Annotated in this window: 27 protein-coding genes and 1 tRNA gene; 10 read left to right on the forward strand and 18 right to left on the reverse strand. The window is 35.3% G+C overall.

All coding sequences use genetic code 11. From position 1 onward, the window contains the following. The first annotated feature begins 5 nt into the window (after positions 1 to 5). Both GWK10_RS16120 and GWK10_RS16125 read left to right on the forward strand, forming a co-directional pair. Positions 6 to 581 carry a hypothetical protein gene (locus GWK10_RS16120; RefSeq protein WP_164033432.1) on the forward strand — a complete coding sequence of 192 codons (576 nt, stop codon included), beginning with the start codon at positions 6 to 8 and terminating at the stop codon, positions 579 to 581. Next, a complete protein-coding gene (locus GWK10_RS16125) occupies positions 581 to 1270 on the forward strand; it encodes a DUF2490 domain-containing protein (protein WP_164033433.1) in 690 nt (229 codons plus the stop codon). Before GWK10_RS16120 ends, GWK10_RS16125 begins: the two co-directional genes overlap by 1 nt. A gap of 69 nt (positions 1271 to 1339) precedes the next feature. On the opposite strand, the gene GWK10_RS16130 is transcribed toward GWK10_RS16125, so the two are convergent. The 7 genes from GWK10_RS16130 to moaA all read right to left on the reverse strand — a co-directional run bounded on the left by GWK10_RS16130 (position 1340) and on the right by moaA (position 6324). Then, complete coding sequence (locus GWK10_RS16130) at positions 1340 to 1726, reverse strand: rhodanese-like domain-containing protein (protein WP_164033434.1); 387 nt, start codon at positions 1724 to 1726, stop codon at positions 1340 to 1342. 145 nt (positions 1727 to 1871) lie between these two features. After that, the gene (locus GWK10_RS16135; RefSeq protein ID WP_164033435.1) at positions 1872 to 2966 is read right to left on the reverse strand and encodes a HesA/MoeB/ThiF family protein; all 1095 of its coding nucleotides are present in this window, start codon (positions 2964 to 2966) and stop codon (positions 1872 to 1874) included. A 6-nt stretch (positions 2967 to 2972) separates the two neighbouring features. After that, positions 2973 to 3446 (reverse strand): cyclic pyranopterin monophosphate synthase MoaC, encoded by a 474-nt coding sequence (moaC, locus tag GWK10_RS16140; RefSeq protein ID WP_164033436.1) that lies wholly within the window; start codon positions 3444 to 3446, stop codon positions 2973 to 2975. Between the two features lie 4 nt (positions 3447 to 3450). After that, entirely contained in the window at positions 3451 to 3867 is a 417-nt protein-coding gene (locus GWK10_RS16145) for a molybdenum cofactor biosynthesis protein MoaE (protein WP_164033437.1), read from the reverse strand. 1 nt (position 3868) lies between these two features. Beyond that, entirely contained in the window at positions 3869 to 4111 is a 243-nt protein-coding gene (locus GWK10_RS16150; RefSeq protein ID WP_164033438.1) for a MoaD/ThiS family protein, read from the reverse strand. Between the two features lie 5 nt (positions 4112 to 4116). Then, positions 4117 to 5331, reverse strand: coding sequence for a molybdopterin molybdotransferase MoeA (locus tag GWK10_RS16155; RefSeq protein ID WP_164033439.1), 1215 nt, complete (start codon positions 5329 to 5331; stop codon positions 4117 to 4119). Between the two features lie 6 nt (positions 5332 to 5337). Continuing rightward, the gene (gene moaA / locus GWK10_RS16160; RefSeq protein ID WP_164033440.1) at positions 5338 to 6324 is read right to left on the reverse strand and encodes a GTP 3',8-cyclase MoaA; all 987 of its coding nucleotides are present in this window, start codon (positions 6322 to 6324) and stop codon (positions 5338 to 5340) included. A 123-nt stretch (positions 6325 to 6447) separates the two neighbouring features. Here moaA and GWK10_RS16165 point away from each other — a divergent pair, with 123 nt between their 5' ends. Then, entirely contained in the window at positions 6448 to 7560 is a 1113-nt protein-coding gene (locus GWK10_RS16165) for an XdhC family protein (protein WP_164033441.1), read from the forward strand. On the opposite strand, the gene GWK10_RS16170 is transcribed toward GWK10_RS16165, so the two are convergent. After that, positions 7557 to 8744, reverse strand: a complete 1188-nt coding sequence (locus GWK10_RS16170; RefSeq protein ID WP_164033442.1) for a cysteine desulfurase family protein — start codon at positions 8742 to 8744, stop codon at positions 7557 to 7559. The genes GWK10_RS16165 and GWK10_RS16170 overlap by 4 nt on opposite strands. An 83-nt stretch (positions 8745 to 8827) precedes the next feature. Between GWK10_RS16170 and GWK10_RS16175 the strand changes: the two genes are divergently transcribed. The 3 genes from GWK10_RS16175 (at position 8828) to GWK10_RS16185 (ending at position 11189) form a co-directional block, all read left to right on the forward strand. After that, positions 8828 to 9958 (forward strand): NTP transferase domain-containing protein, encoded by a 1131-nt coding sequence (locus GWK10_RS16175; RefSeq protein WP_164033443.1) that lies wholly within the window; start codon positions 8828 to 8830, stop codon positions 9956 to 9958. Next, positions 9958 to 10563 (forward strand): nucleotidyltransferase family protein, encoded by a 606-nt coding sequence (locus GWK10_RS16180; protein ID WP_239540786.1) that lies wholly within the window; start codon positions 9958 to 9960, stop codon positions 10561 to 10563. Before GWK10_RS16175 ends, GWK10_RS16180 begins: the two co-directional genes overlap by 1 nt. Positions 10564 to 10967: 404 nt before the next feature. Next, positions 10968 to 11189 carry a hypothetical protein gene (locus GWK10_RS16185; protein WP_164033445.1) on the forward strand — a complete coding sequence of 74 codons (222 nt, stop codon included), beginning with the start codon at positions 10968 to 10970 and terminating at the stop codon, positions 11187 to 11189. Positions 11190 to 11448: 259 nt separating this feature from the next. Here GWK10_RS16185 and GWK10_RS16190 read toward each other — a convergent pair whose 3' ends face one another. The 3 genes from GWK10_RS16190 to GWK10_RS16200 form a co-directional block, all read right to left on the reverse strand. Then, complete coding sequence (locus GWK10_RS16190; RefSeq protein WP_164033446.1) at positions 11449 to 11958, reverse strand: hypothetical protein; 510 nt, start codon at positions 11956 to 11958, stop codon at positions 11449 to 11451. Beyond that, on the reverse strand, positions 11958 to 12452 hold the full coding sequence (locus GWK10_RS16195; RefSeq protein WP_164033447.1) for a hypothetical protein: 495 nt from the start codon (positions 12450 to 12452) through the stop codon (positions 11958 to 11960). Before GWK10_RS16195 ends, GWK10_RS16190 begins: the two co-directional genes overlap by 1 nt. Before the next feature lie 474 nt (positions 12453 to 12926). Then, on the reverse strand, positions 12927 to 13883 hold the full coding sequence (locus tag GWK10_RS16200) for a hypothetical protein (RefSeq protein WP_164033448.1): 957 nt from the start codon (positions 13881 to 13883) through the stop codon (positions 12927 to 12929). Positions 13884 to 14186: 303 nt separating this feature from the next. Between GWK10_RS16200 and GWK10_RS16205 the strand changes: the two genes are divergently transcribed. Beyond that, positions 14187 to 14432, forward strand: a complete 246-nt coding sequence (locus GWK10_RS16205; protein ID WP_164033449.1) for a hypothetical protein — start codon at positions 14187 to 14189, stop codon at positions 14430 to 14432. A gap of 159 nt (positions 14433 to 14591) precedes the next feature. On the opposite strand, the gene GWK10_RS16210 is transcribed toward GWK10_RS16205, so the two are convergent. After that, a tRNA-Met gene (locus GWK10_RS16210) sits at positions 14592 to 14664 on the reverse strand. A 283-nt stretch (positions 14665 to 14947) separates the two neighbouring features. Between GWK10_RS16210 and GWK10_RS18585 the strand changes: the two genes are divergently transcribed. Both GWK10_RS18585 and GWK10_RS16215 read left to right on the forward strand, forming a co-directional pair. Next, positions 14948 to 15079, forward strand: coding sequence for a hypothetical protein (locus GWK10_RS18585; protein WP_262886666.1), 132 nt, complete (start codon positions 14948 to 14950; stop codon positions 15077 to 15079). 91 nt (positions 15080 to 15170) lie between these two features. Then, on the forward strand, positions 15171 to 15929 hold the full coding sequence (locus GWK10_RS16215; protein WP_204263158.1) for a sulfite exporter TauE/SafE family protein: 759 nt from the start codon (positions 15171 to 15173) through the stop codon (positions 15927 to 15929). A 9-nt stretch (positions 15930 to 15938) separates the two neighbouring features. Here the strand turns inward: GWK10_RS16215 and GWK10_RS16220 are convergent, their stop codons facing one another. From GWK10_RS16220 to GWK10_RS16230, 3 genes are all read right to left on the reverse strand, one after another. After that, positions 15939 to 17669 carry a patatin-like phospholipase family protein gene (locus GWK10_RS16220; protein ID WP_164033450.1) on the reverse strand — a complete coding sequence of 577 codons (1731 nt, stop codon included), beginning with the start codon at positions 17667 to 17669 and terminating at the stop codon, positions 15939 to 15941. A 92-nt stretch (positions 17670 to 17761) separates the two neighbouring features. After that, positions 17762 to 18526, reverse strand: coding sequence for a TIGR03915 family putative DNA repair protein (locus tag GWK10_RS16225; protein ID WP_164033451.1), 765 nt, complete (start codon positions 18524 to 18526; stop codon positions 17762 to 17764). 11 nt (positions 18527 to 18537) lie between these two features. Further along, positions 18538 to 19800 carry a putative DNA modification/repair radical SAM protein gene (locus tag GWK10_RS16230; RefSeq protein ID WP_164033452.1) on the reverse strand — a complete coding sequence of 421 codons (1263 nt, stop codon included), beginning with the start codon at positions 19798 to 19800 and terminating at the stop codon, positions 18538 to 18540. Between the two features lie 101 nt (positions 19801 to 19901). Here GWK10_RS16230 and GWK10_RS16235 point away from each other — a divergent pair, with 101 nt between their 5' ends. Continuing rightward, positions 19902 to 20669 (forward strand): XRE family transcriptional regulator, encoded by a 768-nt coding sequence (locus GWK10_RS16235; protein WP_164033453.1) that lies wholly within the window; start codon positions 19902 to 19904, stop codon positions 20667 to 20669. Positions 20670 to 20672: 3 nt separating this feature from the next. On the opposite strand, the gene GWK10_RS16240 is transcribed toward GWK10_RS16235, so the two are convergent. The 3 genes from GWK10_RS16240 to GWK10_RS16250 are packed head-to-tail and all read right to left on the reverse strand — an operon-like array spanning position 20673 to position 25515. Next, a complete protein-coding gene (locus tag GWK10_RS16240; protein WP_164033454.1) occupies positions 20673 to 20852 on the reverse strand; it encodes a CPXCG motif-containing cysteine-rich protein in 180 nt (59 codons plus the stop codon). Between the two features lie 18 nt (positions 20853 to 20870). Then, entirely contained in the window at positions 20871 to 22235 is a 1365-nt protein-coding gene (locus tag GWK10_RS16245; RefSeq protein ID WP_164033455.1) for a TolC family protein, read from the reverse strand. Continuing rightward, a complete protein-coding gene (locus GWK10_RS16250; RefSeq protein ID WP_164033456.1) occupies positions 22225 to 25515 on the reverse strand; it encodes an efflux RND transporter permease subunit in 3291 nt (1096 codons plus the stop codon). Before GWK10_RS16250 ends, GWK10_RS16245 begins: the two co-directional genes overlap by 11 nt. Between the last annotated feature and the right edge of the window lie 5 nt (positions 25516 to 25520).

The following is a 25520-nucleotide window of genomic DNA, read 5'->3' on the forward strand; positions in this document are numbered from 1 at the left end:
TAGTCTTGAAATCTCGAAGATATTATTACCTCATTTTTTTACTTCTTAACACTTACATTCTCCTATCTCAGGATAAGTTAGAAAAGGAATATCGATTAAACGAACAACAAATACCCAAAAAAGCATTGGATTATGTGGCTTCATTCAACTTTGTAAATAAGATAAAGTGGTTTGCGGAAGAAAGTTTGACTGCAATGACTATTGAAGCAAAAACCAAAACAAAAAAAGGGCTATATAGCATTGAGTTTGATAAAAACGGGGCTTTAGAAGATTTAGAAATAGATATCGATTTTAAATCAATTCCTGCTCCAGTCAAATTGCAAATTATTGATCATCTAACATCCAATTATAAGCGACATCGAATAAAAAAAACACAACTTCAATATTCAGGAAACCCGGAAGATATTCGAGACTATTTGGTGCTATCGAAGGAGAAATCAATAATAAAAAAATACGAGATCGTAATAAAGGCTAAAAATGAATCTGGTGTCCATTTATATGAGTTTTTGTTCTCGCATACAGGTGATTTAGAGCGTAAATCAAAAATTATTTTTAGAAATTCTGATAATCTAGAGTATTAATGAGTTCTTTTATTATCAGCAGAAAATACGTTACCGTCCTATTGCTCCTATTTATTTGTAGCTTTCTTAAAGGACAAAACAATCAATTTGGTTCACTATCGGCAATTAATTTAAGAAAAGGATTAGCAAAGGATTGGAAACTAAATTTCAATGTAACAGGGCGTCAACAATTCGCTCGTAACAAACTGAATATTGAAGAGGGATATGAATACTTATTAACTGACTTATCAGTAATTGCGGCCAAAAAAACAGGATTAAATAATTCCCTTGCATCTGGTTACCTAGTACGGTTTGAAAAGGGTAGTACATCGCATCGATTTATTGAGCAATTTACCATAGTTAGCCACTACAATAGCTTTCGTTTATCACATCGGTTTCGTGCGGACTTGACTTTGAATAAAAATTATGCTCCTGAGACTCGTATTCGATATCGCATTGCCCCGGAAATACCTCTATCGGGTTTGGCCGTTGATGAAAAAGAGTTCTATCTTAAATTAAATAACGAATACCTAGTGAGTTTTCAAAGCGATGAGCAGGATCTAGAAATAAGATTAGTTCCTGCATTAGGGTATCGCATTACCAAAAATAACCGGCTCGAAATTGGTTTAGATTCTCGAATCGATTCTTTTTTAAATAATGAATCTAGAAAACGATTTTGGCTTGTACTAAATTGGTATGGAATACTTTAGTTATTCCAATCAGTTCGGAATTATCTCAGTCCCTTAAAAAAGGTTACGCTGTAAGAGGTGTCATACAATTTATTTTTTCGCCTTTGCAGCCGACCAACCTTTATAACCTGGCGAAAAATCAAAAACATGCTTGAAACCTTTTTCAATTAAAAGATGTGCCGCTTTATTACTTCGATTGCCTGAATGACAATAAAGATATACTGGCTTGTTTTTATCCAACTCTTCTATTTTTGTAAGAAAACTGGCCTCTTGTAAAAAATCTATATGTTGGGCATTTCCAATTCTTCCTTTCTTAAATTCCTCAGTCCTCCGTACATCGACAAGTTGAATTCCTTCTTGCTGTATCACCTCTTCAAAAACAGATATATCGTTTATAAGAGTAATACCAGATTCTTGCCAACAGCTAAGGAGTGACAGTGACACCACCGTAATGAATAAAATAAATAGCTTTTTCATAATTAATCTTGAGTTAAAAGTTGATTTATAACTTCTAGTTTACATGTCAAATCGAGTGTTTTTTTTAATGACTGATAAGGAAATAAAAAATGTATCCAGATCACTCCTAATTTAGAAAACTTACATATCAGCAAGGGTCTCGATACTATTTCTCCTTCGTCGAAATCACCCGACCTGACACTTGGCTTTTCAATATATTATATCCACCTTCGACATTAATCAATTTCGCATCAGGATGTGAGGTTTTTAGTTGCTGAATGGCTTTTTGGCTTCTGATTCCTGATTGACAAAGGCAATAAACTGGTTTTTTAAAATCAATTAAATCTTGTTTTTCTTCAATCCGGTTTAAAGGAATATGAATAGTGTTTTGATAATGAAAATCATCATATTCCTCTTCTGTACGCACATCGACACATTGAATATTTTCATTTTTCAGTAACTTTAGAAAAGCACCCGATTCAATACTTTCCAACGCAACATCACATGCCAATTCATAGGAATCTTGAAGTTTGCCGATTTCTAGATTATCCTGAACAGTTTCTATATTGAATTTATGGTACTGCTGATCGAGCGCATTAAAAACTAGGAGTTTTCCCGAAAGCACATTCCCAATTTCAGCAAGTATTTTTGCTGCTTCTAACGCCTGTAAATTGCCTATAATTCCTGGTAGTATGCCTAGCACTCCTTGTTCATTACAATTAGGAATTTCATCAGCTTTTGGTATATTAGGGAACAAACACCGATAAGTCGGTCCACTGTTGTAATTGAAGACACTTACATGCCCCTCAAAACTATGCAGTGCGCCATAAACAAATGGTTTTTTGAGCATCACACAGGCATCATTTACCAAATAGCGGGTTGGAAAATTATCAGAAGCATCAACTATAAGGTCATATTTTTTAATGATTTCAAACGCGTTTGTAGCATCTAAAAATGCTTCATAGCCTTCAAAATTCGTATTGCTGTTCTGCGCCTTCAATTTTTCAATGGCTACCTGAACCTTTGATTTTCCGATGTCAGCTTCGGTATATAGGACTTGTCTATGAAGATTACTCAAGCTCACCACGTCATTATCTATCAATCCGATTGTACCGACACCCATCGCATTTAAATATTGCAGGACAGGAACACCTAAACCACCAGCACCAACAATTAAAATTTTTGAAAATTGGAGTTTATCTTGCCCCTCTTGACCAAAATTTACCAAAGTAGTCTGTCGTATGTATCGATCCTTCTCCATGATGTGCTAACGCGAAAAATCAGATTTGCCACCTGTTTTTTTATCTAATTGAATATCTGATATCTTGATATCATGTGAAAGGGCCTTGCACATATCATAAATTGTCAATGCAGCAACAGAAACTCCAGTTAAGGCTTCCATTTCCACTCCGGTTCGCTCATTGCATTTTACCTCACAGCTAATTTGCAAGCCATTAGCTATTGGGACTATTTCAATATTGATTTTAGATAATGGCAACTGATGACACAGTGGAATCAGATCAGCAGTGCGTTTAACGGCTTGAATTCCTGCAATAATAGCTGTTTGAGTAATACTGCCTTTCTTGCTAAGAAACTCCTGTTCCTGCAAAGTGGAAAATACCTCAGCTGGAAACAATACTCTTCCCGAGGCTAATGCAACTCTGGTCGATATTTCTTTATTCGAAACATCAACCATGCTGGCATTTCCTGATTTATCTATATGTGATAATTTCTTGTTCATACTTCTAGGGGTGCGATGACACCCACACCGTTTTATTTTCAAAAAACTCCTTCTTCCAGATAGGCACACGCTCTTTTAAAGTATCAATTAAATACCTGCAGGCTTCAAAACAAGCATCGCGATGTGCAGATGATGCCCCAACCATTACTACAGGATCTTCAATTTGCTTTTTCCCAACAACATGATGCATGATTACTTTATTTAATTTCCATTTTTTTAATGCATCGTTGGCAATTGTTTCCATTTCTTTGATCGCCATTTTTTCATAAGCTTCAAAATCTAAGGCTTCTACCTTTTCATTTTGAGTCACATTGCGGACACTACCTATAAACACGCAAACACCACCGCTTTCAGGATGTGAAAGCTTCTCGTATGCTATAGTCGTATCAATCTTCGATACTATTTGAATATCAATTTTCATACTAACCTCCACTTACTGGTGGAATTATTGCGATTTCATCACCATCATTCACTTTCATGCTATCATTTGCATAATTGCTGTTAACCGCAATAGCTAATGATGACAGTTCACCAAACTTAGGATGTAGTTGAACGATGTAATTTTTAAGCTCACCTACAGTTTTAGGTGGCTGTAATTCTCCTTCAATAGTTAATACCGATTCTCCTACAATATCTTTCGCTATACCAAATAACAGTATATTCATTTTAACTAAATTTCATTTCGATAATACACAAAAGGATATACCTCTCCTTTCTTAAATACTTCTTTCTCTGGTGGAAGTATTAAAAACCCATCAGTATTCACCAAATTAATAAAATCACCTGAGCCATTTCCAAATACAGCTGTGGCTACTATAGTTCCATTATCCAAATTCTTAATCTTGGACTCTATAAAAAAAGTGAGTTCAGGTTTAAATAGGATATCTTCAGCCAAAGTAACATAGGTAAAATTAGTATCCATTTTTAAAGAACTCCGCAGCCAATGCCTAATATAAATATAAGTACAAACAAAGGATGAAACCGGATTTCCAGGCAATGCAAACACCGGTTTTCCTTCATTTGATACTCCAAACCAAAAAGGTTTTCCTGGCTTTTGTTTAATTTTATGAAACTGTTTTACAACGCCAAGATTTTTAAGAACATCAGGTAAATAATCATATTTTCCTTTTGAAACACCCCCCGTAATTACTAAAAAATCATAGTCTTTTAAGAGGTTATCAATAATAACCTCCATCTCATTTTTATCATCAGGGATATGCTTAAGATCTGAATTTATACCCCACTCCTGCAACGTATTTTTAATACCGTACACATTAGACCTTCTTATCTGATGTGCTAATGGCGTTTCATGAACATCAACCAATTCATCTCCTGTTGAAATAATGGCAGCTTTTGGCATTTTATATACCTTCAACTCATGCTTACCTATTGATGCGGCTACATTAATTTCAGCACTTGACAATCGCCCACCAGCCTTTTTAATGATGGTGCCCTGAGCAATATCCATTCCTTTAAAATGAATATTCTTCCTTCGAGTAACTTCCTCTAGATTGATAGCAGCAGTCCCATTTTCTATGGTCAAATCCTCATATCGGATTACGGTATCTACATTTTTAGGGAGAATACCGCCCGTCATGATCTCAATACAATTATTAACATCTTCAAGAGCGACTTGCGGTGCACCTGCTCCTACTGTCTTTTCAATAGGAAAGGACCGTACTCCTCTTGCAAATGAGCTATGATTAATCGCTATTCCATCCATCGCGACCCTGTTATATGGTGGAAAGTCTCGATCAGCAATTAAATCTTCTGCCAGAAAATGACCTCCTACATCAACAATTGGAACTGTGATTACCGCGAAACTTTTTTGATGATCAGCAATTACGTCTAATGCCTCTGTATAGCTTATAAATGATCGTTCCATATCGCACTAGCCTCCTATTACACTCATGCTTTCTTTTGACGAAGATTTTTTCGCGTTATCCTCGGCAACAAAACCGTTTTCTGGCTTCAGTTTTACAATCTCGAAGAACTTTTCCTTTAATTGCTTATCGGTAACTCCCGATCGCATAAAATCGCGAATATTAAAAACCCCGCTGTCATACAAACAGCTTTTTATTTCTCCTTTTGCAGTAATGCGAAGTCTGTTGCAGGTGTTACAAAAAGTTCGTGAAAATGCCGGAATAATTCCCACATCACCTTTAAAATCTTTTATTGAATAATTTGTAGCAGTATCCCCATGTTTCCCCGACTTCTTTTCAAAACTGGGATATGTATCTAAAATGGTATTGTAAATATCCGATGCCGTAAAAATGGTTTCATTCTTTTTATATCCGCCATTAAAAGGCATTTCTTCAATAAATCGAACAGAAACTGGGTTCTTTTCTGCAAGATTAACCAGCGGCAAAATATCATCAGTATTGACACCATGCATGACCACTGCATTTATTTTTAAGTCAAAACCTTCCTTTAACAATGTATCAAAAGTGTTCATTACCTTACTAAAATCATCTCTTCGGGTAATTTCTTTAAATCGCTTTTCATCTAATGAATCTAAGCTTAAATTAAGCTTGGTAATTCCCATTTCTTTTAACTTGGGAATATGCTTGATCATTAGCGTCCCATTGGTCGTAATCCTGATATCTGAATACTGATTCAGAGCATGTGTTTGCTCTAAAAGAGTCATGAAATCCCTTCGTAAAAAAGGCTCACCGCCTGTGAATCGCACCTTATTAAAACCAAGGTTTCCGAGAACATGAAGTAATCTAGTGATCTCCTCATAACTCAACAACTGGGCGCTTGGCTCATAAGGGATTCCTTCTTTAGGCATGCAATAAAAACAGCGCAGATTACATCGATCAGTAACCCCGATACGCACGTAATTAATCGATCTGTTAAAACTATCTTTTAGATGCATTGATTCGCTTTCTTCGCATAAAAGCATACTTTTATACGAAGAATGAATTTACGATATTTATTACGTTTTATGCTGTCTCAGCTATTAATATTTTCGTTAAATAAGATTTGTAGTTTTTAAATAATGAAGGAAATCAAATCCATATTATCACTTTATAATTCTCAAAAAGACAATAGTGAAAAATGTGCTATAGCACAGGTAGTTCGCGTTGAAGAATCGTCATATAGACGAGAGGGCGCCCGCATGCTAGTTTATGAATCTGGTATTTTTGAAGGTGGAATTAGCGGTGGTTGTTTAGAAGGCGATGCTTTGAAACGTTCACAAATAGCCATTTTAAAGGATACGCCCTCTATTGTAACCTATGACACCTCAAAAGATGATGAAAATGAGATTGGTGTAGGATTGGGATGTAATGGCATTATCGATGTATTGATCTCCCCTCTCAGTTCTAAAAATTACACTTTAGAGGCGCTTGAAAAATGTATCAATAATCGGAGATCTCATGTAATCATTACCATTACCGCCCTAACTAATAAAAACTCAAACATCTCCCTAGGTGGCACCTTTCATTATGACACCTCGACTAACACATTAGAGAATTGTAAGGATAGTGCACTTGAAAAACTTGTGCTTCCCGATATCGAAAAGACAATAGAAACAAAAAAATCACGGATATATCACTATCAATATGATGGTCATGAAGTAAGCGCTTTTATTGAATATATTCCTGCGCCTTTTCACCTTGCCATTTTTGGAGATAATTATGATGTATATCCAATGATCGATCTTGCCAAGGTTTTAGATTGGGATGTGAGTTTGACCGGAAATCTGCAAAAGTTGAAAAAAGATCGATTGCAAACTGTGTCCCGCCTATTCACTAAAGAGGATAATTCATGGTCGACTATTGATAATCGTACTGCAATTATTTTAATGGCACATGATTACAAAACCGACCTAAATAACCTCAAGAAGGCACTAAAAACGAATGCATCATATATTGCCTGTTTAGGACCTAAAAAGCGATTTATTAAAATGAAAAACGAGCTTAATCAGTCAGGTTTTAGTATTAATAAATCGGATTTAAATCGGGTTTATGCTCCTTGCGGATTAGAAATTGGAGCCAATACCCCTGAGGAAATTGCTACAAGTATTTTCTCGGAAATTCTAAGTGCATTTTCTGGTAAAAAAGGAGGACAACTACGCGTAAAAGATGGCCCTATTCATGAGAGGAATTAGACAGGTTCTCTGCGCTCCCAAAGGATGTTTTCAGCTCTTAATTTCTCGACCGTTTCCTTGACGATTTTTACTGTTTTTTGGACATGATCCTCTGTTGTGTGCCTTCCTAGACTAAATCTAACACTTGACATTGCCATTGATTGTGACACCCCCATTGCAGTCAATACATGAGAAGGTTCTACGGCGGCTGAATTACAAGCTGACCCGTTAGAGATAGCAATCTTCCTACTAAGCGAACGAAGTAGTTTTTGGCCATCTACAAAATCAAATGAGATATTAGATGTGTTTGCCAATCTAGGATTATTATTACCGTTAATAGAAACAGCTTCGATTTCAGAAAGTTCCAATTCAAGAAGATCTCTAAGCTGCTTTAAACGCTGCTGTTCCACTTTTAAATTTTGAATAGCCAACTCGACTGCTTTGGCCATACCAACTATTAAAGGTACATTATAAGTACCTCCCCGCATACCGCGTTGTTGTCCTCCACCATGAATTAGACCGTCCAGCAAACCCTGTTTTTCTTCACTTATATAATTAAAACCAACACCCTTAGGCCCATATAGCTTATGTGCTGAAAAACATGCAAAATCGACTTTCGAAAAGAAATCATCAAGTGGGATTTTACCAAGAGTTTGTGTTCCGTCGACAAATAAAGGGCAATTACTTGTCCTACATATTTCAGAAATTGAATCCAGAGGCTGCAATACGCCTGTTTCATTATTGCCATATAGAACAGCGACGACTAAAGTTCTTTCAGTTATACTTTCTTTCAAAGATTGTAAGTTGATATGTCCTTCAGCATCGACGTCCAAATAGGTGATTGATGCGCCTTCCTTTTCTAGAAAATTACAAACATCAAGCATCGCTTTATGCGCTGTTTTTATTGTAATAATATGGTCGCGTTCCTTTCGGCTCTTATAAAACAAACCTTTCAGGATTGCATTAATTCCTTCAGTAGCTCCGGAGGTGTAAATGACTTCTTTAGGTTGAATTCCTAGCTGTTTCGCGATATCTTTTGTCGCTTCTTCTAATGCGTCCTTTGATAGCCAGCCATAGGCATGATGCTCGCTAGATGCATTGCCATAATGCTCACTAAAATAGGGCAGCATTGCCGTCACTACCTCCTCACTACAAGGAGTTGTTGCATTATAGTCAAGATATATCTGCGAATAGCTCGATTTCATAATAGAAAATTACTCAAAAAAAAGTACTTTAGATAACCTTAAAGATAGCTGTTTTATTGGCTATTCTAATTTTTAGAGAAATCATGAAGCATCAGAAACATGCGAAGTTAACAAAGCCGAATCAAGGCTTTTTTGCACGGAATGAAATTAGTTTTTTAGGCAGTAATTGTAATCGGATTCAGCAGATAGCACAGTGTATTGCAAATTCACTCAATAATCAGTTCAATATAGGTTATGTTGATGCAGACCATGCCTCTCATGATGATGAAGGTGAAGTTGATAATCCCATTTTTAAACGAGAATTAACCGATAAGATATCCTATCATCAATTCGATACACACCCAAAATCTTCTGTCACGCAAAGACATACTTTTTTTGGAGATTGTGATCTGGTTTTTGTCAATGGAAATCATGAACGCGCTAACAATCAAATAGTCATTATTGATCCTAAAAAAGAAGCTTCTTTAATAAAACGCAAGGATTCGTTGACCAATGTGATTGCACTAATTGGTATTGATTCAGAGGAAATACCCGCTTATATAAAAGAAGTACTACCTAATTACAATGAACTACCACTTTTTCTTGAGGAAGATCAACAAGCCCTTTCAAGTTTTACAAAAGAATTCTTAGCCACAAAAATTCCAAAAATTAACGGACTCATACTTGGTGGTGGAAAGAGTACTAGAATGGGAGTTGATAAGTTGACGATGGACTACCATGGAACTTCTCAATTAAACTATCTAAACGAACTTTTGAGACCCGTATGCGAGCAGGTTTTCGTTTCCTTAGCGCATGATCAGGAAATCGAGAATACTATTTCAGATACTTTTATGGGTTTAGGCCCTTATGGAGGAATATTATCGGCCTTTCAAAAAGACCCAAACTCAGCTTGGTTCAGTGTCCCTTGTGACGTTCCTCTATTAGACAAAAAAACAGTTAACACATTAGTTTCTAAACGAGATACTAGTAAAGTGGCAACCTGCTTCTACAATTCTGAAACTGACTTTCCTGAGCCCTTAATTACTATTTGGGAACCCAAGGCATATCCCATTTTATTGCATTATCTATCTCAGGGATATTCCTGCCCCAGAAAAGTATTAATTAATACGGATGTGGCGATAGTTAAATTAGAAGATGAATCCGTACTGATGAATGCAAATACAGCAGAAGATCGGGATTTGGCTGCCAGCTTACTTTCAAAAACAACATCTTGATGCAAGCGGATAATCGGGTTACAGCAATCACACTTACGGCTGGACTTTCTTCTAGGATGCAACGTTGCAAGCTAAATTTACCATTTGCGAAGCACACTATTATACAAGAAGTTATTCAGCAATTATCCGATGCTGATGTTGCTGAAATAATTGTTGTTACGGGACATTATCAATCAGAAATAAAAGAGCTTGTTCAAGAAAATGCTAAGATCAGATTGGTACACAATCCGGATTATCAAAAGGGAATGACCACTTCAATACAATGTGGGGTTAAAGCCACAGCTGGAAATACGAAAGGATATATGATTTGCTTGAGTGATATGCCGTTTATAAAAACTAAATCATACAATAAGATATTGGAAGAATTCAATAAAAATTATAACCATCAACCCCTTATAGTTCGACCATTCTACAACGAACAACCGGGAAACCCGACAGTTTTTAGTCATCATTTTAAAAATGAAATTTTAAAGCTAGAATTTATGCAGGGTGCCAAACCACTTTTAAAAAAATACACTGACTCTGTTTTGGCTATGGATATACAAGAAGATGTGGTAGTAAAGGATATTGACACGAGCCTAGACTATAAAAATAGCGTAGGTTAATATAGTGTTTTAAGTGGCTAATTGTTTCGATAGGTATCATTATACGCCTTTACGACGGTAACGACCCATCCTATAAAAAAAATGGCAACCACTGCTGAATAAACAATTACAATATCCATTATTTGGATTTTTTAAGATAAATCATAAACCCCAAAATTGTAGGAGCCCATAATCCTATAAAAATTGCATCAAGTTTGTTGCCGCCGATATAAATATATTCTGAAACAACAATGATAGATAATACGACTATTAATAAAACGAAATTAGCGGCACCTATCTTCTTAATAAAACCTTTGATCATTTATGTTAACAAAATTTTATGAAATTTAATCATTTTTAAATAGAAATAGAATCAAATCCAAGATTAATTCATGTATTATTTTGAGTAACTTAGAAATAAAAAAATGAAAGTTTCAGCAATGCAATGGTTGGCCTTAACGACTATGGTTTTGATAACGGTGACCATATTTGCAACTATGAACTTCTCTTTCGGATGGGTATTTCTCTTTACTGTACTCGGGCAGTTCATGTTGGTTGTTACGGTATATAGAGTATTACGAGACAACTACACAACTACGAAGGAGTTCGAAGATTTTTATGAAGATCGACCAGATCTAGGGAAATAGGCCTACTTCTACTGCTATTACCATAAACTCCCCCCTAATTTAGGGGCTTTTAAAGTAAAAAAGCCCTCACATTTCTGTGAAGGCTTAATTTATTTAGTAGCGGGAACTGGACTCGAACCAGTGACCTTCGGGTTATGAGCCTGTGTCGGTTTTTTTGACATTTTTATAGTTCTGATTATTAGTTGATTAAACGCACAAAAACTAGCCATTTTATGTAAATGTGGCACTGTTTGGGACACTGTATTAAAAGCAGTTAAATCTACTTGTCACCTATTGAAACAGCCATCCGTTCATATTCAAAATGAGGTAGTTTTTTCTTGCTTATTTCAATACAGTCAATTCCAATTTTAGGTATAACTACGTCATACTCTTCTTCTACAAATTTGATTAAATCTTCTAAATGAGTTAATGATTTGGAAAAATGCTTGTCGTATGTCATGCAGGCTACTTGACTATTTTTATCAGAATGATGAATCAAATAACGGGATCTTCTGGATAAGTTTCTCAACTTAGTATAAGCTAAATAAGTCGTTTCATCTACTTTACCTAATGAGGTGGTATTATTACAATTTATCGCCTGTTCAACCTCTCTATGGGTTCTATATGTATAACCAAGAGTTTTAGCCAAGTGAGCATTCATTAGATGAACACCCACATAAAATACAGTAGTAACCTTCCAATCCCAAAAATCAGGAATTGAATTATCTACAGAATCTAAGAATTTTATATTACGCTTAGCCTGAATAATGTGCTGATCGAAATTTGCCATTAAAGAGATTCTGTTGCTGAAAGGTCAACTTCTTTGTAGTGCCGCGGGAGCAAAAGCGCATCACAATCTTCTACTATTGTTGAAGAAATTAAAAAACCATGTTGGGAGTATGTAGAATTAACGGCAGCTTCTGTTAAAATTAAAGCATCTTCCGTATCTTCATCATCCATTTTAATTTCTGCCCAGACTAATATTTTAGAGTTGGATAGATCCAGTCCTAATCTTAATGGCTTCGCCTTTCTTTTAGTAAATTCCGTAAAGTAGTCATTTAACATTTTTGCAATGTAAAACTTTGATGAAACTTCTTGTTGCTTAAGTACCATTTCTTCAAAACCTCCGAAAATCATTTTATCATAAAAATCCTCTTTTTCAGGTTCTATAATACCATTGTTAATTTTGATTTGATCAGTACGAAGAGCGCCCACTAATTCAGTAAACCAGTTCTCTATTCGCTGCTCTTTTAAATCAGGCGAAATATCGTTTAACTCAGTCATAACAAAAAATGCTTAATTTGGGAGAAAGTTGGTTGATTAATGGTCAAATATAATGATAATACAATTATTCCCTTAAGATACTAAATACATAACAATATCTATACCAAATATCGATTAACGGGGTGTTTTTAGCATTCCTACAACGAAAAATAAGGCATTGTGGGTCTAAAAAACCAAATACTTCCTTAGTCTTAAAAACAACAAATTGACTATTAGGTCTAAGAGTGTTAACCGTTTTTCCGGTTATCCAGCAGAAATGTAACAGTATCATCTTAATCGTGGAGAATAAAAAACCCGGTGGAAACCGGGTTATATGCTAGTTCGGATTAATATCCTTTTACATTAGGTCCTCGTCTCTAATAATTTGGTAATTAGATTGATCCGAAATAAAGGGATTAAGCCATTTCATATTTTCTAGTTTATTTGAATGATTGATTCCTCAAATTAAAGAATAACAATCGGTTATACAAAACTTTAACTATTAATTCTTTGTGCAAATGTGATGCCAAAACCTTGATATGGCAAAATTACACCTTTTTTATGTACCCGACTAATTGTATTAGAATGTATCGTATGCTTTTTCTCAAATGGTTCCGCTACTCCTACATTAAAAAAAGAAACTCTAACATTATCCGGGTATGATATACTAACGTCAAATTCCTTAGTAAATTTTTCAACGCGAAAAATTTTATAGTTGTCATTTAATATTGGATATTTCCTCTTCTCCTGCGTTTTTAGAGTAAAGGTTTTTTTGTCAGACACAGTATATTCATACTTTGTTACTACCTCATTTTCATCTTCTTTAGGTTCTTTTTTTATCTTCTCAAGTAAATCTTCATCGTCAACATAAAAGTATTCCTTTTCATTTATTATATTATCATCTGACTCTTTTACTCTCCGAAATGTATGGGTGAAAGTGCATTCTTTCACACCTTTTTCGACAACAACATCAATCTCAGTTGTTTGGGTAAAACTAAGCATGAAATCTTCTGTTAACTCATGAATATTTAATGTAACTCTAACTTCTTTATAGTAGTAATCTTCATTAATTGGTAAATAAGTATTTAAAATAGCATTGTTTATATGATGATTTAAATCAGGGAATTTCTGCTTATATAAGGCACTAGTAATTTTCTTCCATAAGTTATCCAAATCAGTCCTATGCTCTACAAAATCGCTACTTAAAATAATCTTTTCTAACTCTTCTTTAAACAATCCCAGAAACTGCAATGACTTCAGCACGGCAGCAAAAACACCAGTAGATAAAACGGCAATACCCGCCTTTTCTAAAATACTTTGCCAATCAGAGGATATAAATGCCTTAGTCGACAAATAAAACATAACCAAACTAATTATTATGTTAATCCAAACTAAATGTTTGTAAAGAAATTTTCTAACTTTTTTAATCCATCTTTGTAAATCAGTCTCCATACATAAATTTATTGCTATTGCAGCCTTTCATAATCTTGTTATTTCTGATTTAAAATCAAATCCAAAGAATAAAACATCAAAATAAGATATCACCGAAAATCGTACAATTGTAATAAAAGGATATATTCTGATTTCTCCTCGTAACAATAGATAAAATATTGATTTTTTAAAATTTATATATTTGAAAGTCTGGTAGTTGCTAGCTAGTTTTAGTTGAGGAAAAATACTAATAATTAGTAATCCATTCCAAATATTGTCGCCAAATTAATAAAAGATATTCGGCAAATGTTTAAAATCAAATTTATGACATACAAATCAGCAATAGAATCTATCTCATGTATAATATCGGCATGCGATCTAGACACCCAAGTAAGAGTCATTAAACATATTGTAAAGAATAGTCCAGATTATAAATCTGCATATATGAAAAAACACAATATCCCATCTCATATGGAATTGATGAAGAGTATATTAGACTCTCACAAACCGGTAGGCTACTCAAGTCGTCAACCCGAAGGTCCTAAAAAAAGCAAAAAACAAAAACAGTAAACAGCTGTTTATCAGGGGTTTAAATTTTAAAGATTTTGAAGGAAATAACAAAAACTGGCACTGTTTTGGCACTGTTTTTTTCGTTAATTCGGCTTTTTCCTTCTTCAAGAATAAGTCTTAAAAACGCTGAAAGCCCTGCTAACGCAAGGCTTTCGGTTGTAGCGGGAACTGGACTCGAACCAGTGACCTTCGGGTTATGAGCCCGACGAGCTACCTACTGCTCTATCCCGCGATGTAAACTCAAAATACAATTCTTAGCTTTTAACTTTCGGTTCATAATGCCGACTATCATATTTTGGATTGCAAATATACAACCATTTTACATTTAAGCAATAGTAGATTTAGTTAATTTAGAATATCTAATGCTTCATATATCCTTTCAGATGAAACGAAATATTAACTATGTAATTTCTAGTTATTTAAAACGACAAAAACAAAAATTATTAATGAAATATTTGGTGTTTTAACAAAAATTAGTAATCTTGTGATATAGATAACCCCAAATTATCTCGACCATGAAAAAATATGTAATCGCCACTTTGGCCTGTATTCTCCTTATTCTTGCTTATGTAGTTGAGCAAAAAGATGTTGTTCAGAAGCGAAATTCATCTAAACAAAGTACTACAATTTCCAATTCAGTTACTTAGGAGTTTAAAAAAGTTTCCTGTATTATACCTAGGTTCGTTTTAATCGAATTTAGAATATCTTTGTCTTTAACTTCCAGATAAGACAAACAACTTGTACGTACTCCCTGCTACTATTGAAATTTCTAATACCGCATGGCTAGCAGCATTTATAGCAGCCATTGTACTTGGTATTTCTAAATCAGGAATTAAGGGCATTGCAATCATTATTGTTACTCTTATGGCAATCGCTTTTGGAGCGAAACAATCAACTGGTCTCATAGTACCATTACTTATAGTAGGCGATATTTTTGCAGTTATTTACTACAACCGTCACACCCAATGGTCAATTCTTAAACGTTTTTTACCATGGATGATGCTGGGTGTTGTTATTGGTGTGTTCGCTGGCAAAGACATTCCAGAAGCCTTGTTTAAAAAACTTATGGGGGTAGTAATTTTAGGAAGCGTCCTTATGATGTATTGGTGGGATCGCAGAAAATCTAAAACAGTACCTACACATCCTACTTTCGCAGGTTTTATGGGAATTATGGCAGGTATTACAACTATGATCGGTAATCTAGCTGGAGCATTTTCTAACATCTTTTTCTTGGCTATGCGATTACCAAAAAATCAATTTATAGGTACGGCAGCCTGGTTGTTTTTTCTTATCAACCTATTTAAATTACCCTTTCACATCTTTGTTTGGAAAACCATTACTGTCGATTCTTTGGTTGTAAACCTCAAATTAGTAATCGGAGTTCTTGCAGGTCTGTATATAGGCATTCGTTTAGTAAAAAGAATAAAAGATGATTTTTATAGAAAAATGATTCTTGTTCTAACGGCACTTGGTGCGCTAATCCTATTTATTAAATAATATCCAACTTTATTTAAGCAGTCCACCTTCCTTTAGTTCTTTCTTGATCATATTGCTAACTGCCTTGTACATTTTACCTCTAAGAAAAAGCCAATTTGCAATACTAAAAAGCGTATTATCTATTAAGCCATTGCTAACCTTTTGCAGTCTCTTTTTGATTCCTTTTTTATACCGTTTTTCGAAACGATCAAAACGAACAGAGGGAAATGGAAGAAGTTTTATTTTGGAGTCTGATCCATGATTTGCAACATCTAACTGTTCACTAAAGTTTTCAAGTACACACATATCTGGAATGATTGGAAAAAACATATTTCCGCTTTCATCCTTTGGCACATCCGAAAATCGAAATCGTTTAAAAGCTTCAGGAGCAGCTTCAACTCCCAACCTACTTGCAATTGCATTTTTCTCAACACAAAAATGATATCTCAAAAACGCTTGACAATTGTAACGCCCTAATTGGTAATCATGTTTCCGTAAATCAGCACTTAAAAAACCAGCAAACCCACTTATTGGTGCGGATGCCAACACATTCTTAGCCAGCTTCCAAACACCATTTTGCTCTACTTTTCTAACAGGCTCTATTAAAAACTTCGTTCTATTCTTTAAATTTAAAGCATCTAGAATCCCATCCTGATTAAACATCACTTGATTTCTTAGAGATTTAAACATCCCCTTAGCGACATCTAAAATGCCGTTTCCACTTTTTAAACTGGTATCAGTATCTTTATTTGGGAAAGGATCGACCATAATAACAGCGTATTTGCCATTATCAAAATCTTTTTCATCCATTCGCTCTCGAAGTATTTTTAAACCAATACCATAAGGCTCATTATTAATAAGCCCACCGTCAATACTATTAAATGTATAAGTATCCCCTTCTACAACTTCAGCTGTTATACCCTCACTATCACCAAATAAGTATTTGGGAAACCGCTTAATATATTCATTTGCAATAGTAATTTCTCTAGACTTCAAACCTATTGGAAATGCCGCAGTACTTAAGGTTGCATCACGTAGTGCACCAATATCTTTTTCACTTTTGGGATCAACTACATAAAATAGCTCATCACTTCCTGATGGAATTCCGCTTTGAAGCGTTCCATTAGCAATTTTATACCTAAAAAATCCTCCATGGGTAGTGATGACAGTCCCATTATCACTTTTATTAGTACCACTAAAGTCAACCTTAAAATTAACACCACGTAAATTGGTTGTTGTTAATACTAAATCCAATTCAGGCGATATATAATTAGGAAAGGATATATCATCCCGATCCTTGATTACCTTTAAAGCTTTATCTGCTATTTCCTCAATAGCATCTGTATTTAGTAAAGAGCGAACCTCACTTTTTATGTCATTATTGCGCAACATCTTTTCCAGCGTATCGCCAGCCTCATTATCAGCCATAGTCACCCAGCTTTCATAAAACTTATTATTGATACCATTTGGATTATTCTCGTTATAAGGTTGATGATTCTTGTCTAAGAGCGACAACATGGTAAGTGTTCCAGTAATTCCTCCTGCCGATGCTCCACTAATAACATCGAGTTCAACATCATGCATAGGAATTGATTTATCATAATCAGGATGATCTTTTCCTAAAGTTCTATTTTTCTCTTTTGCTTTCTCCCAAAGGTCAAGTGTTTCCAATAAATAATCAACAACCCCGCCGGTGTAAGAACCTGCAGAAACGGCGCCGGCCATCGTAATACATAACTTGAATTTAGGTTGATCTGGCATGACTGAATGGTTTAATTTGATGTGAAGATACAACCAAGCTTTCACTCTTCATTCAGGTCTTTTCCCTAAAAATTTACCTAAAAAACACCCCTTTAGCTAGGCTGTTTTTCACTTAAATGCTTCCAATACCTCTTCGGAACATGCTGTTTATGAAGTTTCATATTTTTACGACTCTCTATATTTGTGGAGTCAAAATAATCCTTCCAAAGCTTTTGGTAAGGCACTTCTGACTCATCTAAAAGGTTCACATCCTCTGCGCTTTGATAACTAGTATTTTCAAACACGACTGTCTGCACACTATTCAAATCATAATGGATTCCGTATTTCCTTTTTCGATCGTAAATCACCCACTCCTGATCAGCATATCTATCTTTAAAGTGTTTCTCAATTAAAGGAATTATATTAAAATCAGGTTCTATCTCCGCAAAGTAGTAACCATCTTTTGTAAGTTTAAATCTAACAAAGGCTTCCATTCGGTGTTTTTCGCGACCAACCATTTGTGCAATTTGGGATACCCTTAATACATCTTTATTAGAATAATCTATATTTATAAATGACTCGGTAGAATATGCATAAATTATATATCGAAGTAATACATTTTCAATTCCTTTAATTTCACTTAAAAACGCTTTTCTAAGCTGATTCGCGCCCATTTTTGTCGCCTTCAAATTAAGCGATCGCCAAACTCTTTTGGCTTTTGACATATCGGTTACTACATCAGAAGTATTAACAAACATATCTGGCTGATAATGTTTAGGCTTTACAATCTTTGCTTTGTATTGTTTCTCTTCAAAAACTTGAAAAACTGTGGTTAAAAACCCCTCAAACGTACCGTCATATAAATAAATTGCTTCCATAATATGTATCGTTAATTAAATAGACTTAGTTGGTTATTATAATATCCTTGATATTTACTACTTGTATTTTGTAAAATTTGGCTTCGTATTTGTTCTACTGTTAGATCTCTTTTTTCGTAATCCTTGGAATTACAAATAAGAAAATAGCGGGCTCGGTTAAGAGCCACGCCTATTTTCTTGAGATGATCCCAATTCAAACTCCTAAACTTTCTTGCTTGTACTATTTTATAGACAGATTGCATTCCTAATCCCGGTACACGCGCTAACAAATGCTTATCAGCTGTATTTACATTTATAGGAAAATGATTTAGATTCCTCAGTGCCCAACTCAACTTCGGATCAATCGCAATATCGAGATTAGGATGCTGCTCATTTAACAATTCTTGGACCCCAAATCCATAGAATCGCAACAACCAATCGGTCTGATACAATCTGTTTTCTCGTAACATAGGAACTGGCGACCCTAAAGACGGCAGTCTACTATCATTACTTATTGGCACATAACCAGAATAATACACCCGCTTAAGCTTATAATTCTTATAAAAGAAATTCGATGCATACATAATATCTTTATCGCTTTCCCCACTAGCGCCTACGATCATTTGTGTACTTTGCCCTGCGGGTGCATAAACTGGTGTGCTTTTTAGTACTTTCTTTTCATTGGTATATTTAACAATCTCATTTTTAACCTTATTCATCGGTTTCAAAAAATCCTCTCTTTTTTTATCTGGTGCCAATAACTTGAGTCCTTTTTTAGTTGGAATTTCTATATTGACACTTAATCGATCAGCATATAAACCAGCTTCATACATTAACTCATCAGAAGCTCCTGGAATAGATTTTAAATGAATATAGCCGTTGAAATTTTCTTCTTCTCTCAACTTCTTTGCAACAGCAACCAAACGCTCCATTGTATAATCGGCACTTTTGAAAATACCAGAGCTTAAAAACAAGCCTTCTATATAATTACGGCGGTAAAAGTTGATTGTTAAATCAACTACTTCCTGAACTTTAAAAGCAGCTCGTTGTACATCATTACTTTTACGAGTCACGCAATAAGCGCAATCGAAAATGCAATGATTCGTCAATAAGATTTTAAGTAGCGAAACACAGCGACCATCCTGGGTATATGAATGACAAATTCCCATTTTGGACGCATTACCAAGACCCTTATTTTTATTCTTACGATCGCTGCCGCTAGATGCACAAGACACATCGTACTTTGCAGCATCGGCTAGAATATTTAGTTTCTCATTAATACGATCGAATGACATTCGCTACTTGGATTTTTTCCAAATATATGGAATAATTCCCTTTAAATGGAAATAATCCAATAAAAAATTGGAATTATTCCTAATTATCGTAACTTTGGAATATGGAAAAGCAGTTAACTACTGAAGCGCAGCGCTTTAAAAAAGTCAGAGAAGCTCTTGGTTTTACACAGCAACAATTTGCTGAGCAATTGGGTATTAAAAATAGTACGGCCGATATTGAGCGAGGTAAAACTAAAATTACTGGAAGCGTCGTTGCCGAACTCCTGAAGCAATTTCGCATCAATCCGCTTTGGCTGTATGGTAAAAGTTTTGAGCAGCATTTAGAGACCAATCAAAACGTAATGCCAAAAGTGGTTACTGTAGATAGTGCCGAAAAAGATAATATGGTAATGGTAAATGTAAAGGCTGCTGCTGGGTATCCTCATAACTTACAGGATGTCGATTGGTTTCAAAATTTGCCTGCATTTGATTTGCCACTACCAGAGTTTAGAAATGCAACTTTTAGAGGTTTTCAAGTGGAAGGCGATAGTATGGTTCCTAGTTTATATCCCAATGAATGGGTTATGGGAAAAGCCATTGAACGTGTTTCCGATATTGATAAAAATGCCATTTGTGTTGTAGTTTTAAAAGATAGTGTACTAGTTAAAAAAATACAGCAACCAAATGATCCTTCGAAACTGATGTTGATTTCCATTAACACAGAATACCCGCCTGTACAAATCGATCAAAAGGAAATTCAAGAGCTTTGGCAAGTAACTAGTAAATTGAGTTTTGATATTGACACTAACCCTAATAGTAATACAACTTTAATGCAACTACAAAATTCAATTGAGTTATTGAAGAAGGATATAAGTGAGCTGAAGAATTAGCAATTACTGCTCAATATCGCGAACCGTAAGGCTAACTAACTCATTATTTTCAAAAGTAACATCAATTTCAATCGGGTTGCAACACACTTCACAATCCTCAATATAGGTTTGAGACAGGGACGGGTCGAGTAACATAGAAATTTCCTCCCAACAATATGGACACTGAAAAAAGTGTTCGTTCATATTTACAGGCATTTTTAATTAAAACTCCACATTTAGTAGCTGTCCGCTTAATTGTAAAACAGCTAATTCCGCAAGTTTTGCGGTGTACTTCGCTGCGTTTTTTGTGGTTTGCGCATTCAGTAAGTTAAGCTGAGCCTGTCTATATTCCACACTAGTGATTTGACCTAGCTTAAAACGCTCTTCTGATCGTTCAAAATTATCTTTACTCGTTAGCACATTTTGCTCTTGTAATCTGTAAATCGTCAATGCATTTTTATAGCTGTCTTTTGCATTTGCGATATCTCGATAAACTTGTTGCTGCAATTGTTTTTTAAGAAGTTGTTGACTTTCATTGGCAATCTTTACATTTTTTAATGCGACTATTGAACGACCTCCATCAAATAAATTCCACCGTAAATTAAGTCCAACATTTAAATTGTTTGAGGTTTGAGTGGTACCCGGGAAAAAGGCTGAAGCCGGGTTTTCAGATCGATTCCATCCATAACTACCAGTTAACCCTATCGTAGGTAAAATGAACGATTTGGCGCTTTTAATAGCATATTCACTTATTTTAATATCCTGCTCTACCTGCTGCAAACGGACGTTATTTTCGTTAGCCGTTTCCAAAAAACTATCAACTACCAATTCATTTACAAACACCAAAGTAGTATCTACAGTAGCTCTTTCTTCTAACGCTCTATTTAAAACAACATTTAAATCACGTTTAGCGTTCCGTAATTGCTGTTGAGCGTTTAAAACATTAATACTATCCGTGGTTACATCAACTTTTGCATTTAAAATAGCAAGTTTATTCGCCTGACCATACTCAAATTGATAGGTAGCTCTTTTTTCACGCTGTTTCGTAATTGCCAGTGCTTGTTTTAAAACATCCTCATTCTCCGTTAAACGTGCAACTTCATAATACACACTAAAAAGTTGAATAATCGTATTCTCTATTGTTTCTCTAGCTTGTAATTGTGAAAGGTTATACTCTTCTTTTAACTGCTTGTAATTATAATGCCGACCTAAACCATCAAACAGGGTGTAGTCTAAATTAATCGAAGCATTATACCGCTTCGTTTCCGCATCATTAATTTCAAAACTTGGTCTGGGATTTCCTTCACTATCAAGCGCTCCATTAAAATCTGTGACGGCGTTATTTTGATCAAACGTTCCACCCGCATTGCCTGTTATTGACGGCAAATAATCAGCATTTAAAATGCTACTATTATTTTTAGCTACAGCTACCTGATTGTTAGCCAACTTAACACCAAAGTTGTTCTCTAACATTTGAGTGATCGCATCTTTTTTAGAAAGTATTGTTTCAGGAATTTCTTGAGAAGATAATTCGGCTATAACACTACAAATAAGAACTAGAAATAGTGTTTTACTATTAAGCTTCATATAATTCTTCAGTTTTTTCATTATCAATTGACTTCCCTGGAATCTGTGATTTTTCAAGATGTCCATTTAAGGTTTCAGGTTGATATTCTTCCTCCTCTTTTTGTTCTTTTATTGCTCTTTCTACCTCCTCCTTACTAATCGGTCTATTAGCAAACAACCAGGTGTATTCTCGTTTCCAAAAATTACTAAACGACAAGAAAATAGGCATCAAAATCAAAGTAAGAACGGTAGCAAACCCGATACCATAGGCAATTGAAATTGCCATTGGAATTAAGAATTGTGCTTGTCTACTTGTTTCAAAAATCAAAGGAGCCAGCCCTGCAATAGTGGTAATCGATGTTAAGAAAATGGCTCTAAAACGAGATCTCCCCGCTTCATAAATCGCGGTATCAAAAGTCATCCCACTTCTTAAATTGCTGTTGAATTTCCCTATTAATACCAACCCATCATTGACCATAATCCCAATAAGGGCGATAATACCTAGCATTGATAAGATATTAACGGGAAATCCATGAATCCAATGTCCCCAAGCCACAGCCGGAAGGCTAAATGGAACTAGTAGCAATAGTAAGAATGGTTGACTATAACTTCTAAAAGTAAATGCAATGGTGACATAAATTAGTAGCAAAACAATTAACCCGACCGGACCTAAAGAATCCATTAACTTATTGCGTTCTCTATTTTGACCTTCAAATGAAGGGGTTATTGTTGGATATTTAGTCAAAATATCATCTTCTACCACCTGTTTGATCTCTGCCAAAATTTCGGCTAGATTACTGTTTTTAGGGTCTTTTAAATCCGCAGAAACTTGAATTTCTTGTTGACTATTTAAGTGATTGATGGCCACATCACCACGTTCAATGGTATAACTTGCAATTTCAGTGAGTGGAATACGCTGTCCTGCAGGTGTCACAATACGCATATCATCAAGATTGGTAATTGATGATCTGTTTGAACGGTCGTAGCGCACCCAAACTCGAATTTCATCTTGACCACGTTGAAAACGTTGCGCCTGCGAGCCAAAAAAGCCCGCTCGTACCTGTGACATTACATCACGAAGACTTAGTCCTAATAAATATGCATTCTCTTTTAACTCAATTCTAATTTCTTTGATTCCCGCTGGATCATTATCTACAATATCTTTAAGCTGAGCATTACTTTCAAAAAGGTCCTTTAATTCCTTTTTTGCAGCTTTCAGTTCTTTTATATTATTACCAAGTAATGAAACTGAAACTGGGCTGCCACCAAAATTACCTCCGCTTCCAAAAACCAAACTTTCAGCACCAATTACGGGACCGACTTTTTCACGAAGTAGATTGGTAACTACTGAAGAAGGCAAATTATCAGGTCGCTCTTCACCAGGAAGCAGATTAATACTTAAAGAAGCCGCTGCAGAACCAGGGCCAATATTTTTGACAATATTCTCAAAAAGCACTTTGTCTGTGCCAGATAGAAACTCATCAGTTAACTCCTTATTTACTTCAATCGCTTTTTCTTCTATAAACGATATGATGCTGTCCGTTACTTTTTCATTGGTTCCATTTGGCATATTCAGCGTTACCGCCACTCGATCACTCGCTATCTGAGGGAAGAAGGCTCCTCGGATTATACCACCGCCAAAACTACCTACAGTCAGAATAACAAAAACAATAAATAAAGAGAAAGTGAAGAACTTATTTTCAAGAGAAAAACGAAGTGTAGGACTATACATTTTATCCCGCAACCATCTCATTATCTTATCACCAACGGTGTTGATATATCGCAATTTCCCAAAAATCTTTCCAATAGTGGTAGTTGGCTTTTTACCAGTTTGACGCATAGCTTTTGAATGTGCTAAATGCGCAGGTAAGATAATAAGTGCTTCAATAAGGGATATTCCCAAGGTTAAAATTACGATTACTGAAACCTCGCCAAAAAAGTCACCAATACGACCATCTAAAAACAGAAAGATACCGAAAGCGAGAATAGTAGTAATAATAGCAGAAATAATTGGCGGAATCACTTCCATAGTACCATCAATTGCTGCATCGATTGGATTTTTTCCTTTCTCGTAATGCTGATAAATATTTTCAGCAATTACAATACCATCATCCACCAAAATACCGATAACAATAATCATCCCGAATAAGGATAATACGTTAATAGTGACATTGAAAAATGGCGCTAGCATGAACATTCCCAAAAAGGCTACAGGTAAACCAAAGGCTACCCAAAATGCTAAGCGTGTATTCAAGAAAAGACTTAGAAAAAGAAGTACTAAGAGCATTCCAATTATCGCATTTTCGGTTAGCAAAGCGGTCCGCTGAGTAAGTGTTGTAGAAGCGTCACTAACAACGTTTAATTGAACGTTGTTGTATTTAATATTGAAGTCCTCAATATACTCCTTTACCTTTTCGGCGGAACCAATAAGATCTTCAGTATTTGTGCTTGTTATAGTAATACTTACAGAAGGATTTCCATCATAAAAAGAGGCATTCGCTGTCTCTGAAAAGCGATCGCGAATAGTTGCGACATCTTTTAATCTAACGATAGTACCAGATGCATCAGCACGGACAATAAGATTAGAAAGTTCATCACCGTAATAAGCACGATTATTAGCTCTGATTAAATACTCTTCGTCATTCGTTTTAATCGTACCCCCAGTTGTAAGTATGTTTGCGCGACTTACTGCTTGAGCCACCTCGTTAAATGAAATATTAAAGGCTAACAAACTACCTTCGTTTACAGCAATTTCAATTTCCTCATCGGGATAACCAGACACATTTATTTGCGAAATACCATCGACAGCACGAAGATCATTTTCAACTTGACGACCAATTTGCTTTAAGGTAGCTAGCGGAATATTCTCGCCGCTTATGGCAAAAGTAATAGTCGGCCTAATTGCTTCTACTTTAGAAACTACCAAAGGCTCCATTCCTGTTGGAAAAGTTGGTACGCGATCTACTGCATTTTTAACCTCTAGCAGCATAAAATCGATATCCTCCCCTTTTTCTATCTCTACATTTATGTTTCCGCTGTTTTCGCGTGAAACAGAGGTAACCCGATCTACACCTTCGAGTCCTTTTAAGTTATCTTCAATTTTTAGAACAATTCCTTCTTCAACCTCCTGAGGTGAAGCTCCTGGATATACAATATTGATCGAAATATTCTTAGACTCTGTTAACGGAAAGAACGATGAGTTTAAGGAAAGTGCTCCAAAAATTCCGAAAACCGCAAAAGCAATCACAATTACATTAACCGCAACATGGTACTTTATAAAATAAGATATAAGCTTTCGCATGTTAT

It is taken from the genome of Spongiivirga citrea (assembly GCF_010671565.1).
Lineage (GTDB): Bacteria > Bacteroidota > Bacteroidia > Flavobacteriales > Flavobacteriaceae > Spongiivirga > Spongiivirga citrea.

Coding starts and splice junctions, on each gene's coding strand:
- GWK10_RS16250 (WP_164033456.1), bottom strand. CDS start 25,515: ATGCGAAAGCTTATATCTTATTTTATAAAGTACCATGTTGCGGTTAAT.
- GWK10_RS16245 (WP_164033455.1), bottom strand. CDS start 22,235: ATGAAGCTTAATAGTAAAACACTATTTCTAGTTCTTATTTGTAGTGTT.
- GWK10_RS16195 (WP_164033447.1), bottom strand. CDS start 12,452: ATGACTGAGTTAAACGATATTTCGCCTGATTTAAAAGAGCAGCGAATA.
- GWK10_RS16125 (WP_164033433.1), top strand. CDS start 581: ATGAGTTCTTTTATTATCAGCAGAAAATACGTTACCGTCCTATTGCTC.
- GWK10_RS16205 (WP_164033449.1), top strand. CDS start 14,187: ATGACATACAAATCAGCAATAGAATCTATCTCATGTATAATATCGGCA.
- GWK10_RS16145 (WP_164033437.1), bottom strand. CDS start 3,867: ATGAAAATTGATATTCAAATAGTATCGAAGATTGATACGACTATAGCA.
- GWK10_RS16190 (WP_164033446.1), bottom strand. CDS start 11,958: ATGGCAAATTTCGATCAGCACATTATTCAGGCTAAGCGTAATATAAAA.
- GWK10_RS16185 (WP_164033445.1), top strand. CDS start 10,968: ATGAAAGTTTCAGCAATGCAATGGTTGGCCTTAACGACTATGGTTTTG.
- GWK10_RS16150 (WP_164033438.1), bottom strand. CDS start 4,111: ATGAATATACTGTTATTTGGTATAGCGAAAGATATTGTAGGAGAATCG.
- GWK10_RS16130 (WP_164033434.1), bottom strand. CDS start 1,726: ATGAAAAAGCTATTTATTTTATTCATTACGGTGGTGTCACTGTCACTC.
- GWK10_RS16200 (WP_164033448.1), bottom strand. CDS start 13,883: ATGGAGACTGATTTACAAAGATGGATTAAAAAAGTTAGAAAATTTCTT.
- GWK10_RS16175 (WP_164033443.1), top strand. CDS start 8,828: ATGAAGCATCAGAAACATGCGAAGTTAACAAAGCCGAATCAAGGCTTT.
- moaA (WP_164033440.1), bottom strand. CDS start 6,324: ATGCATCTAAAAGATAGTTTTAACAGATCGATTAATTACGTGCGTATC.
- GWK10_RS16165 (WP_164033441.1), top strand. CDS start 6,448: ATGAAGGAAATCAAATCCATATTATCACTTTATAATTCTCAAAAAGAC.
- GWK10_RS16235 (WP_164033453.1), top strand. CDS start 19,902: ATGGAAAAGCAGTTAACTACTGAAGCGCAGCGCTTTAAAAAAGTCAGA.
- GWK10_RS16240 (WP_164033454.1), bottom strand. CDS start 20,852: ATGAACGAACACTTTTTTCAGTGTCCATATTGTTGGGAGGAAATTTCT.
- GWK10_RS18585 (WP_262886666.1), top strand. CDS start 14,948: ATGAAAAAATATGTAATCGCCACTTTGGCCTGTATTCTCCTTATTCTT.
- moaC (WP_164033436.1), bottom strand. CDS start 3,446: ATGAACAAGAAATTATCACATATAGATAAATCAGGAAATGCCAGCATG.
- GWK10_RS16135 (WP_164033435.1), bottom strand. CDS start 2,966: ATGGAGAAGGATCGATACATACGACAGACTACTTTGGTAAATTTTGGT.
- GWK10_RS16225 (WP_164033451.1), bottom strand. CDS start 18,526: ATGGAAGCAATTTATTTATATGACGGTACGTTTGAGGGGTTTTTAACC.
- GWK10_RS16170 (WP_164033442.1), bottom strand. CDS start 8,744: ATGAAATCGAGCTATTCGCAGATATATCTTGACTATAATGCAACAACT.
- GWK10_RS16180 (WP_239540786.1), top strand. CDS start 9,958: ATGCAAGCGGATAATCGGGTTACAGCAATCACACTTACGGCTGGACTT.
- GWK10_RS16220 (WP_164033450.1), bottom strand. CDS start 17,669: ATGCCAGATCAACCTAAATTCAAGTTATGTATTACGATGGCCGGCGCC.
- GWK10_RS16230 (WP_164033452.1), bottom strand. CDS start 19,800: ATGTCATTCGATCGTATTAATGAGAAACTAAATATTCTAGCCGATGCT.
- GWK10_RS16155 (WP_164033439.1), bottom strand. CDS start 5,331: ATGGAACGATCATTTATAAGCTATACAGAGGCATTAGACGTAATTGCT.